The sequence below is a fragment of the Pseudomonadaceae bacterium SI-3 genome (assembly GCA_004010935.1).
Lineage (GTDB): Bacteria > Pseudomonadota > Gammaproteobacteria > Pseudomonadales > Pseudomonadaceae > Stutzerimonas.
Map to the genome: position 1 here is coordinate 1,542,596 of CP026511.1, position 16,040 is coordinate 1,558,635.

The window sequence follows — 16,040 nt, forward strand, 5'->3', positions numbered from 1 at the left end:
TCTCCTAAATTCTTAATAGATGGCCGGTGGCCGGCAACAGCATGTCGTCCAGCATCGCGCCTTGCTTGGCAAGGCGCAAGCGGCCCTCGGCAAACCAGCGAACAGCCAACGGATAGATGATGTGCTCGGCTGCATGCACTCTATCGGTCAGCTTGTCGATGCTTTCGTTGGGTTCAATCTTTAACCAGGCCTGTATGGCCACAGGGCCGCCGTCGAGCTCTTCGGTAACGAAGTGCACGCTGCAACCATGTTCCTGGTCACCGGCGTCGAGTGCCCGGCGGTGGGTATCCAGTCCCTTGTATTTCGGTAGCAGGGACGGATGGATGTTGAGCAGGCGACCCTGGTAATGGCGAACGAAGCCTGCGGTGAGAATGCGCATGAAGCCGGCTAGCACCACCAGCTGCGGCTGGTATGTGTCGATGATTTCCATCAGAGCCGCGTCGAATGCTTCGCGATCAGCAAAATCCTTGTGCTGCACAACGTGCGTATCGATGTCGGCCGCTTGCGCACGCTGCAGGCCGAAGGCCTCTGCACGGTTCGAAACCACCGCGCGGATACGCGCGGGGCTGTTGTCTTCGTCGAGGCTTTCGATCAGAGCCTGGAGATTGCTGCCAGACCCAGAGATCAGCACGACAACATTACAAGGTGCGTGCATTACTGGGTTTTCAGGTTATTCAGCAGGACGCGTTCAGCACCTTCGTCAGCCGAGCCAATTTCGCCGATGACCCAGGGGTTTTCGCCGGAGGTGCGTAGATTGGCGAGCACGGCTTCGACCTGATCCTGGGCGACACAGATCACCATGCCGACGCCACAGTTCAGTACGCGATGCATTTCATGCTCATCGACATTACCTTGCTGCTGCAGCCAGTTGAAAACAGCCGGACGCTGCCAGCTGGCGACATCTATGACCGCCTGGCTGCCTTCGGGCAGAACGCGTGGGATGTTGTCCAGCAGACCGCCACCGGTGATGTGCGCCATCGCTTTCACCGCACCGGTTTCCTTGATCAGCTTGAGTAGTGGCTTCACGTAGATACGTGTCGGCGCCATCAACAATTCGGTGAGCGGCTTGCCGTCGAGTTGTGTGGTTTCGATATCGGTGCCGGCTACCTCGATGATCTTGCGGATCAGCGAATAGCCGTTGGAATGTGGGCCGGACGACGGAAGGGCAATCAGAGCATCGCCGGCGGCTACTTGTGAGCCGTCGATAATTTCGCTTTTTTCCACGACGCCTACACAAAAACCGGCCAGGTCGTAATCTTCGCCTTCGTACATGCCTGGCATCTCGGCGGTTTCGCCGCCCACCAGCGAGCAACCGGCCAGTTCGCAGCCAGCCCCGATACCCGTTACAACCGTTGCGGCGATGTCGACGTTGAGCTTGCCGGTGGCGTAATAGTCAAGAAAGAACAGCGGCTCGGCACCGCAGACCACCAGGTCGTTCACGCACATGGCGACCAGATCCTGGCCAATGCTGTCGTGCTGGTTGAGATTCAATGCCAAGCGCAGCTTGGTGCCGACCCCATCGGTGCCCGAAACCAGAACGGGCTGCTTGTAACCAGCCGGAATTTCACAGAGCGCGCCAAAGCCGCCCAGGCCACCCATGACCTCAGGACGAGCGGTGCGCTTGGCCACGCCTTTGATGCGTTCGACCAGCGCTTCGCCTGCATCGATGTCGACACCGGCGTCCTTGTAGCTGATGGAGGGTTGCTTGCTCATAAGAATCCGGACCTGTGAAGGGAAGTGCGGGGGCGACCGGGTCAGAATCAGGTTTCTGTCGCGACGCTGCGAGGGCGCCGGACCGGTCTGCGGAAAGCGCGCGATTTTATCAGGCTTGCCGCACAGCGACCATCCCGTGATCGGTGATGTCGAATAGGTTTGCCAGAGACAGGCGCGGTTTTCCGCGGTGCGATACGCAGGCGGTGACTGCTGCGGTTGCCCCGAGTTAGGTGCCTGTTTAAGGTATAACGCTTGATCATTCCGAACCCGGTCGCCGCAGGGGGCCGGCAGGCCCTCATGACTGGCTAGCCAGCGAGTTTCTAAAATATGCGCGTAACTTCCCGTCTTCTCGCACTGTGCTGCGCAGTTGTGTCCGCTCATGGCATGGCGGCACCCGTCAGCGATCTCTACAAAGTGCGTGAGCCGGTTGCCAGCCAACAACCAGCCGAGCGCGAAGAGGCGCTACGAAACGCCTTCGATACGCTGGTGCTGCGTCTGACCGGCGACACCAGCTCTGATCAGGGCTCCGTTGCGCAATTGCGCAACGATCCGCAGCAATTGGTGAGCCGCTATGCCTACGAGGGCGACGCAGTCATCGTTAACTTCGATCCGGTGACTACCGAGCGTGCGCTGCGGTCAGCGGGGCTTTCATTATGGGGCGCTGAGCGCCCGAGCATCCTGACCTGGTGGCTGGGCGAGTCGGCTAACGGCTCGCAGCTTGTTGGCGATGCGCAGGAGGGCTCATCCGACTTACGGGCGGCCGCCCAGCATCGTGGCCTGCCGTTGCGTTTGCCGTTGGCCGATCTGAGTGAGCAGCTCGTGGCCACCCCCGAGACCGTCACAGCAAAGGATCCACAGGCGCTTCGCGATGTGTCGGAGCGGTACGATGCAGATGGGCTGCTAACCGTCATGGCTAAACAGTCCGGCGAAACCTGGCAAGCCAACTGGCGTCTCTGGGTTGGCGACAAACAGACGCAGGGCAAGGCGAGTGGCGACACCCGATCCGCGCTGGCCGATGAGGTCATGCTTGCCGTAAGCACATTCCTGGCGCCGCAGTACCGCGTTAAGCCCGGCGACAGAACGGAGATCACGCTAGAGGTGCTTGGGGCTGACGTGGAGCGTTTCGCCGAGCTAGATCGCCTGCTTGAACCCTTCGGCGCACGCTTGCAGCGGGTCGAAAGCGATCGGCTGGTGTATCGCCTCAGCGCCAGTCCAGAGCAACTGCGGGCTCAGCTAGCCTTGGCGCGACTGCAGGAAGTCGCTCCCGATGAAATCGACGTGCAAACGATAGACGCCGCGGGCGCCGATGCTGACGTCGAGCCCATCGGCGACGGTGACGTGTCGGCCGGCGACGCTGAAGCGCAGCCAAGCAATACCCATTCTCCTCTCGACGAGCCTGGCGCACCGGCAAGCGAGCAATCCGAGCCGGCAGATCAGGGCACGTTACTGCGCTACCGTTGGTAGAGGTTATCCGCCCGACAGTAAGTCGGAGTGGGCTTTGCGACCCATGGCATTCATCGATTCACGGTTTCCCCTTTCGCCTGCTGTAGCCAGCGGCCTCAGATCACCCAAACAAGACGTTTAGAACATGACCATCACCCACAACAACCGCTGGCTATGGCTGGTGGCGCTGTTTTTGATTGGCTGGTTGATCTATCAGCTATCACCCATCCTTTCGCCTTTTCTGGTCGGCATCCTGCTGGCTTATCTGGGCGACCCACTGGTAGACCGGCTGGAGCGTTGGAAGCTGTCCCGAACCTGGGGTGTGATTCTGGTTTTCTCACTGTTCACACTGCTGTGTCTGTTGCTGCTGCTGGTGTTGGTTCCGATGCTCGGCAAGCAGCTGATGCATCTCTATGAGCTTGCACCGCTGGGCCTGGACTGGCTGCAGCTGACGGCGCTGCCCTGGGTGCAAGCGCGGTTTGGCCTCGACGACGATTTCTGGCGCGTCGATCAGCTCAAGAGCGCGTTTTCCGCCAATCTCGGCAGCACCAAGGACGTGGTAGCGATCATCCTCAGTCAGGCTACGGCGTCGAGCATCGCCTTGCTGGCCTGGTTGGCGAATCTCCTGCTGGTGCCGGTGGTGTGTTTCTATTTACTGCGGGACTGGGACCTGATCATGGCCAAACTGCGCACGCTTCTACCGCGGCGGCGCGAGGATACTGTCATGGCGCTGATGCGCGAATGCCACGAGGTCATCGGCGCGTTTCTGCGTGGTCAGCTGCTGGTTATGTTGGCGCTGGCTGTCGTCTATTCCGCTGGTCTCATGTTGGTCGGTGTCGAATTGGGACTGTTGATCGGTGTCTTGGCTGGCCTCGCCAGCATCGTGCCGTACATGGGGTTCGTGGTGGGTATAGGCGCAGCAGTGATTGCCGTGCTGTTCCAGTTTGGTCTGGAGCTCTATCCCCTGCTGGGCGTCGCGGCGGTGTTCACAGTAGGGCAGATGATGGAAGGCATGCTGCTAACCCCGCTGCTGGTGGGTGACCGTATCGGCCTGCACCCCGTTGCGGTGATCTTCGCGGTGCTGGCTGGGGGGCAGCTGTTTGGTTTTACCGGCGTGCTCCTGGCATTGCCAGTTGCGGCGGTGATCATGGTCCTGCTGCGCCATGTGCATGATCTCTATAAACTCTCGGATCTTTATGCAGAGCCGCCGGCCGACCCACCCCGCCAACCATGAAACCCATTCAGCTTCCCCTGGGCATTCGTCTTCGTGACGATGCCACCTTTGCCAACTTCTACCCGGGCGCCAATGCGGCCGCGCTTGGCTATGTCGAGCGAGTCTGTTCGCCTGCGGCTGGTTGGTCCGATGAATTGATCTATCTGTGGGGCGGTACTGGCGTCGGGCGCAGTCATTTGCTTCAGGCCGCCTGTTTGCGCGTCGAACAACGTGGTGAACTGGCCGTGTATCTGCCGTTGGCGGAAGTGGCGGAATACGGCCCGGCGCTTCTGGATGATCTGGAACAGAGCGAGCTGGTCTGTCTGGATGATCTGGATGCCATAGCGGGCGATCCGGTGTGGGAAGAAGCCTTGTTCCATCTGTTCAATCGGCTTCGCGACAGTGGTCGACGCCTGTTGCTCGCCGCCGATGCCTCTCCGCGAGAGATCGCTGTACAGCTTCCAGATCTCAAGTCCCGTTTGAGTCTATCGCTGGTGTTTCAACTGCAGGAACTCTCGGATGAGGACAAGCTGCGCGCCTTGCAGCTTCGAGCATCGCGCCGCGGTTTGAACCTGCCGGACGATGTAGGCCGCTTCATCCTGACTCGCGGTGCCCGCAGCATGAGCGCATTGTTCGAGTTGCTCGACCGGCTCGATCAGGCCTCCCTCCAGGCGCAACGCAAACTGACCATCCCGTTTCTCAAGGAAACGCTCGGCTGGTAGGAACGCTGGCAGCAGGCTGTTGAGTTCGGCCCGGCTTTGCAGGTCAGCACGGCCAAGCTGAACCGAAACGTCGTCATGCGGCTCACCCGAGAGTAGGTTGAACTGCTGGAGTAGGGTGGGCTTCAGCCCACCGACGCTGTCCAACGTTACCTGAGAACCTGACGCTTCGCCTCGCTGTGCCTCCTGCTCGTCTCAGCTTTCACCTGCCGCTTTGCGACCGTACTGATAAGCCCAGCGGGTATAGAGCAGGGCGCTTATGAAGAGCGTCAGGCTGATGATTGCTTCCAGCCAGCCGTATACCATCCGGGCGGGGTTGATAGCGGCAAGCACGCCCTGAATGAAGTACAGATTGACGATAAAACAGGTCCAGGCATGGGCGCGCGGGCTTCCGGAGATCATGCCAGGGGCCACCAGAAGGAGCGGAATCAGCTGAATGCTGACCACCACCCAGGTGCGCGCGCCGTGCAGATCGGCAAATGCCAGATTCCAGACCACCAATAGCACGGCCAGTCCAATGAAACTGGCCAGGCTGATCGCGCGGCTGAGTTTTACCCGTGGCGTCAGCCATTCGAGCGACGGCAGGGGTTTCGGCTTTCTAGCCACGGTTATTCTCCAGACGCTTGGCGGTTTCGGCGAGGCGTTGGCCCAGTGCGCGGCAAAGACTGATTTCATGCTCATCTAATGCACGCTTGCCATCTGCTCCGGCATGGTGGCTGGGGCCGTAGGGGGTGCCGCCGCCACGAGTTTCAAGCAAGGCGTTTTGGCTGTACGGCAGGCCGAGCAGCAACATGCCGTGGTGCAGTAGGGGTAATAGCATGGACAGCAACGTGGTCTCCTGACCGCCATGCAAGCTGGAGGTGGAGGTAAACACGCCAGCAGGTTTACCGACCAGTTCGCCGGTCAGCCAGAGTCCGCTGGTGCCGTCGAGGAAGTATTTCAGCGGGGCGGCCATGTTGCCAAAGCGGGTCGGGCTACCAAGAGCGAGGCCGGAGCAATGCTTCAGGTCATCCAGCGTTGCGTAAATGGCGCCATGCTCGGGAATCGCAGGCGCAACCGTCTCGCATTCGGCAGACACGGCCGGTACGGTGCGCAATCGTGCCTCAAGCCCTGCCTGTTCGACGCCTCGGGCAATTTGCCGGGCCATTTCCGCAGTGGCGCCGTGACGGCTGTAATACAGCACAAGGACGTACGGTGCACTCATGGCAGGATCTCCAGTACCTTTTCCGGCGGTCGACCAATCACCGCCACATCACCGGCTACCAGTATCGGCCGTTCGATAAGTTTCGGGTGAGCGACCATGGCGTCGATGATCTGCCCATCAGTGAGCGTCGGGTCGGCGAGGTTCAGGGTTTTGTACTCTTCCTCGCCGCTGCGTAGCAGCTGGCGTGGGCTGATGCCCAGCCTGGCAAGTATCTGCTGGAGCTCAGCAGCCGACGGAGGCGTTTCGAGATACCGGATGACGGAAGGGGAGAGGCCGCGTTGTTCGAGCAGTTCCAGGGCACTTCGTGATTTCGAACAGCGTGGGTTGTGGTAAAGGATCAATTCGGTCATTTGGGTTGCTTCGCGCCAATTTAGGTGGCCATTCTAACCCTCAAAGCTGTGGCGCTTGAAACGGTGGTCGCGGAGGGCTGTCTGCCAAGGTAGGCTTTTACTTGCTACAGGCCTGCGGATAACCGGGTTTCGGCGATCGCGACTGACACCGAGGGGATTGAATGCAACAGCGGATCAAGGATTTTGTGGAGTTCGGTCGTTTCTTGGTGCAGCGTTTCCTCGCGGATCGCGGCCCACACAGCGCTGCCGCATTGACCTATACCACCCTGTTCGCAGTGGTGCCGATGATGACGGTGACATTCGCCATGCTTTCCGCCATTCCTGCGTTTCAGGGGATCGGCGAGCAGATCCAGATATATATCTTCAGCAACTTCATTCCTTCCACGGGCGCTACCATTCAGGACTATCTGGTTGCCTTCACTGATCAGGCGAGGCAGCTGACCTGGTTCGGCGTGGGGTTTCTGATGGCAACCGCGCTGATGATGCTTTTGACCATCGAAAAGGCGTTCAACGTGATCTGGCGGGTGCGCCAACCGCGCCGCGGGATCTCAAGCTTTCTGCTGTACTGGGCGATCCTTAGTCTCGGCCCGTTGCTGCTGGGTGCGGGATTTGCCATGAGCACCTATATCACGTCGTTGTCGCTGATATCGGGCCCGCATGCGCTGATTGGCGCGCGCACCGTTTTAAAAGCGATGCCCTTGTTGCTCAGTGTCGCGGCATTCACATTGATCTATGCAGCTGTGCCGAACACTCGAGTGCCGCTGCGGCATGCATTGGTAGGTGGGACGTTTACCGCTGTGCTTTTCGAAACGGCGAAGCAATTGTTCGGCTTGTATGTCAGCTATTTCCCCAGCTATCAGCTGATCTACGGGGCGTTTGCCGCAGTGCCGCTGTTTCTGTTGTGGGTCTATCTGTCCTGGATGATCGTGTTGTTCGGGGCGGAACTGGTGTGCGGGTTGTCATCGTCACAGCAATGGCGACGCCGCTCGGTACCGCGGCTGCTGGTCATGCTCGGGTTGTTGCGCGTGCTTTACGAAAATCAGCAGGCCGGGCGAGAGGTGCGTTTACGCGATGCCCACCGAAGCGGCTGGAAGCTGCCGGAGGACGAATGGGATGAGATCCTCGAGTTCTTCGAGCGGGAGCAGCTTGTTTGTCGGACCGGCTCTTCCGGTTGGGTGCTCTGTCGCGATCTCAACAGCTACAGCTTCGATCAGCTGTTGCGTTCCAACCCGTGGCCTCTCTCGGGTAAGCAGGCGCTACCGGAGCATCTGGATGAGCCCTGGTACCCAACGCTGCGTCAATCCATGGAGCTGCTTCAGCGCGAGCAGGCCAGCCTGTTTGGTGGTAGCGTCGCGGATTGGCTGCAGTCGCAGCGCGTCTGAACGAGCCGATACTCAGCAGCGCAAGGAAAACGAACATGAACAGAGGACTCAGCGGATTGCTTGGTGCCTTCGCCTGCTTGATGCTGGTGGGCTGTGGTGAGGATTGGGGGGCGGACCAGCACGGCGCTAATGTCACTGCGCAGCAGCTCGACGGGCAGTGGCTGCTGATCAATTACTGGGCCGAATGGTGCGGCCCTTGCCGAACCGAAATTCCCGAACTGAACGCACTGGACCAGTCGCGGGACGACATCACGGTACTGGGCGTGAATTTCGACGGGCTGCAAGGCGACGAGCTGGTCGCTGCGGCCAAACAGTTGAACATCAAATTCAGAGTGCTCAGCGTCGATCCGGCGGAGCGGTTGGGCCTGCCACGCAGTGCAGTGCTGCCGGTCACCTATATTGTCGATGCTGGCGGGGAAGTTCGCGAGAGTCTGGTGGGTGAGCAAACGGCGGAAGGGCTGCTCGCCAGGTTGGATAAACTACGGAGCGAGGGGTAGTGGCTATTCGGGCGCTGGCGCCCGTCGTCAAGGCTTGACGTACCAGAAATCCTGCCAGAAGCCGATGACCTTTGCTGGATAGTGATGTTTGCCGAGGCTGCCGTTATAGCGTGCCAGCGCTCGGTTGATATCACCGTTTTCCTTCTTCAGGTAATAGCTGAGGATGGTGCAGCCGTAGCGGAGGTTGGTGGCGTTGTCGGTCAGATTGTCTTGCGGTCGTCCTAGCTCGGCTTTCCAGAAGGGCATCACCTGCATCATGCCCTGCGCGCCGACGCTGGAAATGGCGAAACGGTCGAAGTGGCTTTCAGCATGGATCAGTGCCAGAACGATATCTGGTTTGAGCCCCGCCTTGCTGGCCTCCTGATGCACCAACCGAAGCAAAGTCAGACGCTCCTGCGGATCACGAACGTAGCGCTTCAGGCGAGTCGACATATCGAGCAGCCAGACTTCCGCATCAAAACGATCCTGAAAGCTCTCAGCTTCTGCCACGGTGCGCTGCATCAGTTCGCGAAGCTCCGGTTCGGGTGCCTGGCGAACAGTCGCAGAGACTGGCCAGGCAACCACCAGCATTATCAGCCACAGGAGTCGGAGCGGCTTCATGACGCGGCCTAGTCGCCTTCGCCTGGATCGTGTGCCTGGCGACCAGCATCCTGCATCAGGCTCCGGAGAAACTCCTGCTGCAAATCTGGATCGTTGCGGGTCAGCTCAATCAAGCTCTGTTCAAGCTCGCTGGCTTCCTCCTCGAGACCAAGCTCTGAAAGCCGCTTGACGCGATGCACCCATTGATTGACATCGTCACCTTCGAGGTCATCGAAGATCAGGTCGTGCGCTTCGAGAAGCTTGCCACGCAGGGCGCGACTGACAAGAAGCGTGGCGTCAGCGCGGGTACCGTCCTGCGGTTCTTCGACCCGTAGCTGAAGCTTGCCTACCTGGCTGATGTCCTGATCGGCGAAGGGGCCATCAAGTAGATTCAGGCGCAGCACGCCGTTGCGATCAGTGCTCAGTTCGTGTGTCTCGTTGGCCGCAACGACCTCCACCGGGCGCTCAGCCCAAGGCAGGCTGGAGTACTCGAGCCGGGCGTCGCGTCGCTGCTCGTCAAGGCTTGCAAGGTTCTGCTGCGAACGGCCGTTGGACTCAACATTGACGAACGGATTGAGGCCCGCAAAACCGTAGCTGATCCAGTCGCGAGTGGCGCTTTCCGGTAGGTTGCCGAGCAACACGACGTTGAGCACATTGGCGCTAATACCTGCGACCACCGCAACAGCGCCCAGCGGAATCTCGTATAGCTCGCGCCAGGGCTGATAGGGTGTATAGCGATCATAGCGGCGTGTCACCTCGAAGTCGGTGACTTCGAAGGTCTTCTGGTCGAGTATTCGGATACGTCGCTGTGGCAGCTCGAGCAATGGCGCTCCCACCTCAATGCGCAGACTGTGGTCGAGCAGTCTGCGTTCGGTACGGGCTTCTTGTTCGCTACGTTGAGGCAGCTGATTGGCGCAGCCACCCACAAAAAGCGCCATGCAGAGCATGGCGCAAGTTGAAGCACTTCGGTTGAGCATGATTTCCGTCAGCGGCTGGCGCGGGAATTGATGAATTCGAGGATGTCGGCAGCAGGGATGGCCTGGCTTTCGGCATCGCGGCGATGCTTGTATTCCAGAGTGCCATCAGCAAGCCCGCGGTCGCCTACAACGATGCGATGCGGTATTCCCACCAACTCCATATCGGCAAATTTGACGCCTGGACTGGTCTTTTTGTCACGGTCGTCGAGGAGAACGTCATAGCCAGCAGCGGTGAGTTCCGCGTAGAGCTTATCGGTTGCTTCGCGGACGGCCTGGTTTTCGTACTTCATTGGGACCAGCGCGATCTGGAACGGGGCGAGGGCCTCGGGCCAGATAATTCCGCGCTCATCGTAGTTCTGCTCGATGGCGGCCGCGACGACACGAGACACGCCGATGCCGTAGCAGCCCATGGTCAAGATGACAGGCTTGCCGTTTTCACCCATCACGCTGCAATTCATCGCCTGGCTGTACTTGGTACCCAGCTGGAAGATGTGCCCGACTTCGATGCCGCGCTTGATGATCAGCGTGCCGACGCCATCTGGGCTTGGGTCGCCTGCAACTACGTTGCGCAGGTCCGCCACCTCAGGTAGCGGCAGGTCACGCTCCCAATTGACGCCGAAGTAGTGCTTGTCCTCCTGGTTGGCTCCCGCCACGAAATCGCTCATTAGCGCCACAGAACGATCAATGACGCAGCTGATCGGCAAGTTCAGCGGGCCTAGCGAGCCAGGGCCGGCACCCATGGTGGCGCGGATTTCCGCTTCGGTCGCGAATACCAGCGGTTGTGCGACCTGAGGCAGGTTCGCCGCCTTGATCTCGTTCAGCTCATGATCGCCACGAACGATCAGTGCGATCAGTTGGTCCTTCTCGATGCTCCGTACAAGCAGGGTCTTGATCGTTTTTTCAATAGGCAGTTGAAACTGCTCGACAAGTGCAGCAATCGTCTTGCAGTTTGGGGTATCCACAAGACGGAGCTCTTTGGTCGCAGAGCTGCGCTCAGTCTCGCGGGGGATCGCCTCGGCCTTCTCGATGTTGGCCGCGTAATCGGAACTGTCGCTGAATGCGATATCGTCTTCACCGGACTCGGCCAGTACATGAAACTCATGCGAACCCGTGCCGCCAATAGAGCCGGTATCCGCCTGAACGGGACGGAAATTCAATCCTAGACGCGTGAAGATATTGCAGTACGCCTGATGCATGCGGTCATACGTTTCCTGCAGTGACTGTTGGTCAGCATGGAACGAATAGGCGTCCTTCATGATGAATTCGCGCCCGCGCATCAGGCCGAAGCGAGGACGGATTTCATCGCGAAACTTGGTCTGTATTTGGTAGAAGTTGATCGGCAGTTGCTTGTAGCTGTTCAGCTCGTTGCGCGCCAAGTCGGTGATGATCTCTTCATGAGTCGGGCCTACACAGAATTCACGGTCATGACGATCTTTCAGGCGCAGTAGCTCTGGACCGTACTGCTCCCAACGACCGGTTTCCTGCCAGAGTTCGGCAGGCTGTATCCCAGGCATCAACACTTCTAGCGCGCCGGTCTTGTTCATTTCTTCGCGAACGATAGCCTCGGCCTTGCGTAGCGCGCGCAGCCCCATCGGCATCCAGGTATAGAGGCCGGACGCCAGCTTGCGGATCATCCCGGCACGCAGCATCAGCTGATGGCTGATAACAACCGCGTCGGAAGGGGTTTCTTTAAGGGTCGAGAGCAGGAACTGACTGGTGCGCATGTGGGCCGTTGTGTCCTTGCAGAGCGGAGAATTTGGCTCGGCATTGTACGGTGGCGATACTCTGGCGTACAGAATCGTTCCGATGGCGTGCGCATGCATAAACGAAGAAGCCCGGCGCAGGGCCGGGCTTCCTTTTTAGCTCAAGCTACAGCTGATAGGTCTGTATTACAGGATGCTCAGCGGGTACTCGACGATCAGGCGGGTGTCGCTCAAATCGTTATCCAAGCCGTTAGTGGCCTGATAAAACGCTTGGCGGACTCGCAGGGATAGATCCTTAGCTGGGCCTTCCTGGAATACGTACTTAGCTTCGATATCCCACTCGGATTCTTCTGCGTCTGGGTTGCCAGCACCCATGTTGATGTTGCTGCCATCAACATAGCGAGTCATGAAGCTCAGCCCGGAAACGCCATAAGTGGTCATGTCCAGGTCGTAACGAACCTGCCAGGACTGTTCGTCTTCGTAATAGAAGTCGGAATACTGGACAGAGTTGCTCAGCCATACAGTGCCGCCGCCATCGATGCCGTACGTGTAGCCGGTTGTATCGTAGCCACCGTGGGATTTCTGATAAGCGACCGTAAAGCTATGAGCGCCAAGGGCGTAGGTAGAAGCAAGGCTCCAGATAGTGTTGTCTTCGTCGCTACCGGTGCCGGTGAATTCCGATTCGTACTCTGTCTGGTAGATATTGAAGTCAAAAGCCAGCGACTGGTCTGCACCAAGGCCCAAGTTATAGTTGACATTGCCGTAGACTTTCTCGAACGCGTCTTTTACATCCGAGTAATACAGCGAGGTGCTGAGGTTGTCACTGAACGCGTAGGTGCCGCCGACGAGGTTGATCTCTTCTAGGCCTACGGAGTCATGGTCTGTTTCAGACTTGGCGCTCAGTGCGGTAAAGCGACCGACGTTCAATTCTAGTCCGTCGATCTCACTGCTGGTGATCAGACCGCCGCGTGCAGTTTCTGGCAGCAGGCGGGCGTCGTCGGTGGAAAAGACCGGCAGGGCCACGAACTGAGTGCCGTACTTCAGTACGGTATCTGAAACGCGGAATTTGACTGCTACGCCGGCCGAGGAATAGTCATCTTGCGGCTTGCCTTCGCTGTCCTTCGGGAAAATGTCCGGCCAGGCACGACCTTCGCCGCTGTCAAGCTTGACGCCCAGCAGGCCAATCGCGTCAACACCTACCCCGATGGTGCCTTGAGTGAAACCGGACTCGAAGGTGCCAATGAAGCCGTGGCCCCAAGCTTCGCGATAGCTTTGAGCTGCGTCGCCGCGGAAATCACGGTTCATATACAGGTTGCGATTCAGAATGGTCAGGCTGCTGCCTTCCACAAAGCCTTCCGATTCGGACTGGCTGGACGCCAGCGCCATTTGCGACGTGCCGGCCGCAACGGCCATTGCAATAACGCTCCACTTCATCACTTGCATTGTGATTGCTCCTTTGGTTTCAAATTGGTGCTTGCTTTCCTGCGTGCGCCGGAAAGAGGCATCTTTATTTTCGGTATACAAGCTCAATTGAGTCCTTCGTTTGCCTAGCTGGTCGTGACCTGCAGCAAGTCTGGAATGTATTTCCGAGAATTACTGTGTAGCTGGGTAAACTGGCGCGAGCAAGCTTAACTCAGCTATCCGCGATTTTCTTCCCCCGTTCAAGCAGCTTTTTTGTTCAAAGCAATAACCGTGCACAAAATTCATTCACTGATTTTTGGCGCCGATTCGAGCCGAGGCATGTTGCCGCTTGCGCTAAAGCAGGGCTGGTTTCTGACCTGATTGCACCTCGCTGGGGCGCGTTGCCTTGCTGATCGCTTTCGAGCGCTGGAGTATCCTGCCGCAAACGATCAGACAAAGCTTAGCTGGCGCCGACATCTAATTAGGCAAAGGAGACCGTTATGTTCGTTCTCGATGAACGCTTGCAGCAGGACTCGGTGACGCTGGGTGATTTTCCGTTATGCAGGTTGCTGTTAATGAATGATGCCAGTTATCCATGGTTCATCCTGGTGCCCCGTCGGGAGGAGGTGAGTGAGCTGTTCCAGCTGGATCCGGCCGATCAGCAACTGTTGTGGCGAGAGGCGACGGCCCTGGCGGAAATAGTCAAAGACACCTTTGGCGCGGACAAGATGAATGTGGCAACACTGGGCAATGTCGTGAGCCAGCTGCATGTGCATGTGATCGCTCGGCGTCGGGGCGACACGGCCTGGCCGGCTCCGGTCTGGGGCTTTCAGGCCGCCAAGCCTTACAGCGAAGCGCAGCTAGCCGCAATCAAGCAGAAGTTGAAGCTCGTGCTCACCGATGGCTTTCAGTTCGAGGGGGGTAACTAATGGACCTGGAGCAACGCATCACCGATTTGGAAGCGCGCCTGGCTTTTCAGGACGACACTATCCAGACCCTCAATGATGTGCTGGTCGCACAACAGCGCACAGTCGACAGACTGCAGGCGCAGCTAGGTATGCTCGCAAGGCGGCAGGAAGATCTGCAAAGCAGGGTGGAGGGGGAGGGAGACGAAGCGCCCCCGCCCCATTATTGACAGGGCGGCGGCGTTATAACAGCAGCGTGCGCTGGCGCCCTTCCTGAGCTGTCAGTGGCCCGGCTGGTCGGCGACTACGTCTTCAGCCTGAAGGCCTTTGTCGCGCATCATGATTGTGAATTCGACGCGTTGGCCTTCGACCAGTATCCGGTGGCCTTCGCCTCGAATTGCCCGGAAGTGGACAAAGACGTCGTCGCCACTGTCACGGGAAATGAAACCGAAACCCTTTGAAGTATTGAACCACTTGACGGTGCCAGTCTCGCGTCCTGCTGTCGGAGCAGTGGCGTGACTGGGCTGGGCTTTGCGGATTTTGCCAGAGCCGCGGTTGGAACTGCTCACGCTTGGGGCTTTGGTTTGGCTTGTTGCCAATTGCAGCAGTACGGCGATAAAGGCGAGCATGAGACTGGCCAGGGTTGCCGGCTGGCCCGCGACGCTGGCGACTGGAATCAATACGATGGCAGTCTGGATGGCGACTGAAGCGATTAGCAGTGCGGATGCGCCGAATAAAAGCGGACGGGCATGACCGTTGGTGTTCAGTTGAGTTGAGGCGGCGAACTGCACGTTCAGCAAGCCCAGAAGCAGCAGGCACAACGCTGCTGGCTGAATCAGCAGAGGCATGGCGCCGGTCAAGCTGGGTACGAAGGATAACAACAGGGCGGCTACGCCCGTTAATACATGAAGGATCTTAAGCATTCTTATGACTCGCAGTTAAATAGCACGACAGAAAACGGCAGGCTTTCGGGCAAGTGGAGACGCTGAGCGTAAGTTCGGCGATCGCTCATATTTGATGGTGCCCGGCCTACGGCGCGCGCGAATTTAACAGTAAAGAGTGGCGTCGCTCAATTCGATAAGGTTGAGGTTGGCGATTGAGCGAGGGTGAGATGGGTCGTGTTGAGCTTTCCAGCGTTCGGTTTGCCTTGGAGGGGTTTCGGCGGGATAACCGCTCATGCGGCTATCCCGGTTGCAAGCGGGTACGCTTGCTAGCGATCAGGCAGCCAGCAGGCTGCGCAGCATCCAGGCGGTTTTTTCGTGAATCTGCATGCGCTGAGTCAGTAGGTCAGCAGTAGGCTCGTCGCTTACCTTTTCCAGTAGCGGGAAAATGCCACGTGCCGTGCGGACTACGGCTTCCTGGCCTTCAACCAGGAGTTTGATCATCTCTTCAGCAGCCGGTATGCCCTCTTGCTCCTTGATTGAAGAGAGCTTCGAATAGGCCGCGTAAGTGCCAGGAGCCGGAAAGCCCAGTGCGCGGATCCGCTCGGCAATGTCATCCACAGCCAGTGCCAGCTCGGTGTACTGAGTCTCGAACATCGTGTGGAGGGTATTGAACATCGGCCCTGTCACGTTCCAGTGGAAGTTGTGGGTCTTCAGGTACAGCGTGTAGGTGTCGGCCAGCAGGCGGGACAAACCCTCCGCAATAGCGGCGCGATCCTGTTCGGCAATACCAATGTCGATTTCCATGGTTTTCTCCCGTTTGGTGAATTCGCTGACATTTATGCCAGAAAAAGAGTGTCTTTGGTGAAGTGCTGCGATGGCAGCGGCGGTGTATGGGTTCGAAGGCTCAAAGACGGCTTCGGTTCAAATTGGATGGTTATTGGCATGATTGCCTGACCCTATCGGCAGCCGGCTGCGTTGAGATGATTATGCAGATATAATCCCGCGCTTGTGTCGGGCGGCTCGTTTTGCCGTGCGAGGAAGCGCTGCGGTGCTGGTGCTTGATCCTCCAT

18 protein-coding genes are annotated in these 16,040 nt (G+C 58.5%); 7 read left to right on the forward strand and 11 right to left on the reverse strand.

The genetic code is table 11. The features are described 5' to 3' along the window. Window positions 1-4: 4 nt before the first annotated feature. Together C1896_07445 and C1896_07450 are read right to left on the reverse strand one after the other, a co-directional pair. Entirely contained in the window at window positions 5-655 is a 651-nt protein-coding gene (locus tag C1896_07445) for a phosphoribosylglycinamide formyltransferase (protein AZZ44762.1), read from the reverse strand. After that, window positions 655-1,713, reverse strand: a complete 1,059-nt coding sequence (locus C1896_07450; protein AZZ44763.1) for a phosphoribosylformylglycinamidine cyclo-ligase — start codon at window positions 1,711-1,713, stop codon at window positions 655-657. The genes C1896_07445 and C1896_07450 overlap by 1 nt, the downstream gene beginning before the upstream one ends. 327 nt (window positions 1,714-2,040) lie before the next feature. Between C1896_07450 and C1896_07455 the strand changes: the two genes are divergently transcribed. From C1896_07455 to C1896_07465, 3 genes are all read left to right on the forward strand, one after another. After that, window positions 2,041-3,177 carry a DUF2066 domain-containing protein gene (locus C1896_07455; protein ID AZZ44764.1) on the forward strand — a complete coding sequence of 379 codons (1,137 nt, stop codon included), beginning with the start codon at window positions 2,041-2,043 and terminating at the stop codon, window positions 3,175-3,177. Between the two features lie 124 nt (window positions 3,178-3,301). Next, complete coding sequence (locus C1896_07460) at window positions 3,302-4,390, forward strand: AI-2E family transporter (GenBank protein ID AZZ44765.1); 1,089 nt, start codon at window positions 3,302-3,304, stop codon at window positions 4,388-4,390. Further along, the gene (locus tag C1896_07465) at window positions 4,387-5,091 is read left to right on the forward strand and encodes a DnaA regulatory inactivator Hda (protein AZZ44766.1); all 705 of its coding nucleotides are present in this window, start codon (window positions 4,387-4,389) and stop codon (window positions 5,089-5,091) included. Before C1896_07460 ends, C1896_07465 begins: the two co-directional genes overlap by 4 nt. Window positions 5,092-5,283: 192 nt before the next feature. Here C1896_07465 and C1896_07470 read toward each other — a convergent pair whose 3' ends face one another. Genes C1896_07470 through arsC form a run of 3 tightly spaced genes read right to left on the reverse strand, consistent with a single transcriptional unit; the run spans window position 5,284 to window position 6,642 of the window. Next, complete coding sequence (locus C1896_07470) at window positions 5,284-5,694, reverse strand: DUF2069 domain-containing protein (protein AZZ44767.1); 411 nt, start codon at window positions 5,692-5,694, stop codon at window positions 5,284-5,286. Beyond that, window positions 5,687-6,292, reverse strand: coding sequence for an NAD(P)H:quinone oxidoreductase (locus C1896_07475; protein AZZ44768.1), 606 nt, complete (start codon window positions 6,290-6,292; stop codon window positions 5,687-5,689). The genes C1896_07470 and C1896_07475 overlap by 8 nt, the downstream gene beginning before the upstream one ends. After that, the gene (gene arsC / locus C1896_07480; GenBank protein ID AZZ44769.1) at window positions 6,289-6,642 is read right to left on the reverse strand and encodes an arsenate reductase (glutaredoxin); all 354 of its coding nucleotides are present in this window, start codon (window positions 6,640-6,642) and stop codon (window positions 6,289-6,291) included. Before arsC ends, C1896_07475 begins: the two co-directional genes overlap by 4 nt. Before the next feature lie 161 nt (window positions 6,643-6,803). On the opposite strand from arsC, the gene C1896_07485 reads away from it, so the two are divergent. Both C1896_07485 and C1896_07490 read left to right on the forward strand, forming a co-directional pair. Then, entirely contained in the window at window positions 6,804-8,024 is a 1,221-nt protein-coding gene (locus C1896_07485; GenBank protein ID AZZ44770.1) for a hypothetical protein, read from the forward strand. Window positions 8,025-8,059: 35 nt separating this feature from the next. Further along, a complete protein-coding gene (locus tag C1896_07490; GenBank protein ID AZZ44771.1) occupies window positions 8,060-8,521 on the forward strand; it encodes a TlpA family protein disulfide reductase in 462 nt (153 codons plus the stop codon). A 27-nt stretch (window positions 8,522-8,548) separates the two neighbouring features. Here the strand turns inward: C1896_07490 and C1896_07495 are convergent, their stop codons facing one another. The 4 genes from C1896_07495 to C1896_07510 form a co-directional block, all read right to left on the reverse strand. Next, window positions 8,549-9,121, reverse strand: coding sequence for a transglycosylase (locus C1896_07495; protein AZZ44772.1), 573 nt, complete (start codon window positions 9,119-9,121; stop codon window positions 8,549-8,551). Between the two features lie 8 nt (window positions 9,122-9,129). Beyond that, on the reverse strand, window positions 9,130-10,077 hold the full coding sequence (locus C1896_07500; GenBank protein ID AZZ44773.1) for a hypothetical protein: 948 nt from the start codon (window positions 10,075-10,077) through the stop codon (window positions 9,130-9,132). Window positions 10,078-10,085: 8 nt separating this feature from the next. Further along, complete coding sequence (locus tag C1896_07505; GenBank protein AZZ47568.1) at window positions 10,086-11,801, reverse strand: proline--tRNA ligase; 1,716 nt, start codon at window positions 11,799-11,801, stop codon at window positions 10,086-10,088. A gap of 165 nt (window positions 11,802-11,966) precedes the next feature. Further along, window positions 11,967-13,223 (reverse strand): outer membrane porin, OprD family, encoded by a 1,257-nt coding sequence (locus C1896_07510; protein AZZ44774.1) that lies wholly within the window; start codon window positions 13,221-13,223, stop codon window positions 11,967-11,969. Window positions 13,224-13,681: 458 nt separating this feature from the next. On the opposite strand from C1896_07510, the gene C1896_07515 reads away from it, so the two are divergent. Both C1896_07515 and C1896_07520 read left to right on the forward strand, forming a co-directional pair. Continuing rightward, entirely contained in the window at window positions 13,682-14,110 is a 429-nt protein-coding gene (locus C1896_07515; protein AZZ44775.1) for an HIT domain-containing protein, read from the forward strand. Continuing rightward, entirely contained in the window at window positions 14,110-14,316 is a 207-nt protein-coding gene (locus C1896_07520; GenBank protein AZZ44776.1) for a hypothetical protein, read from the forward strand. Before C1896_07515 ends, C1896_07520 begins: the two co-directional genes overlap by 1 nt. A 51-nt stretch (window positions 14,317-14,367) precedes the next feature. Here the strand turns inward: C1896_07520 and C1896_07525 are convergent, their stop codons facing one another. Both C1896_07525 and C1896_07530 read right to left on the reverse strand, forming a co-directional pair. Then, window positions 14,368-15,009 carry a cold-shock protein gene (locus C1896_07525; GenBank protein AZZ44777.1) on the reverse strand — a complete coding sequence of 214 codons (642 nt, stop codon included), beginning with the start codon at window positions 15,007-15,009 and terminating at the stop codon, window positions 14,368-14,370. A 294-nt stretch (window positions 15,010-15,303) separates the two neighbouring features. Then, complete coding sequence (locus tag C1896_07530) at window positions 15,304-15,774, reverse strand: DNA starvation/stationary phase protection protein (protein AZZ44778.1); 471 nt, start codon at window positions 15,772-15,774, stop codon at window positions 15,304-15,306. Window positions 15,775-16,040: the final 266 nt, after the last annotated feature.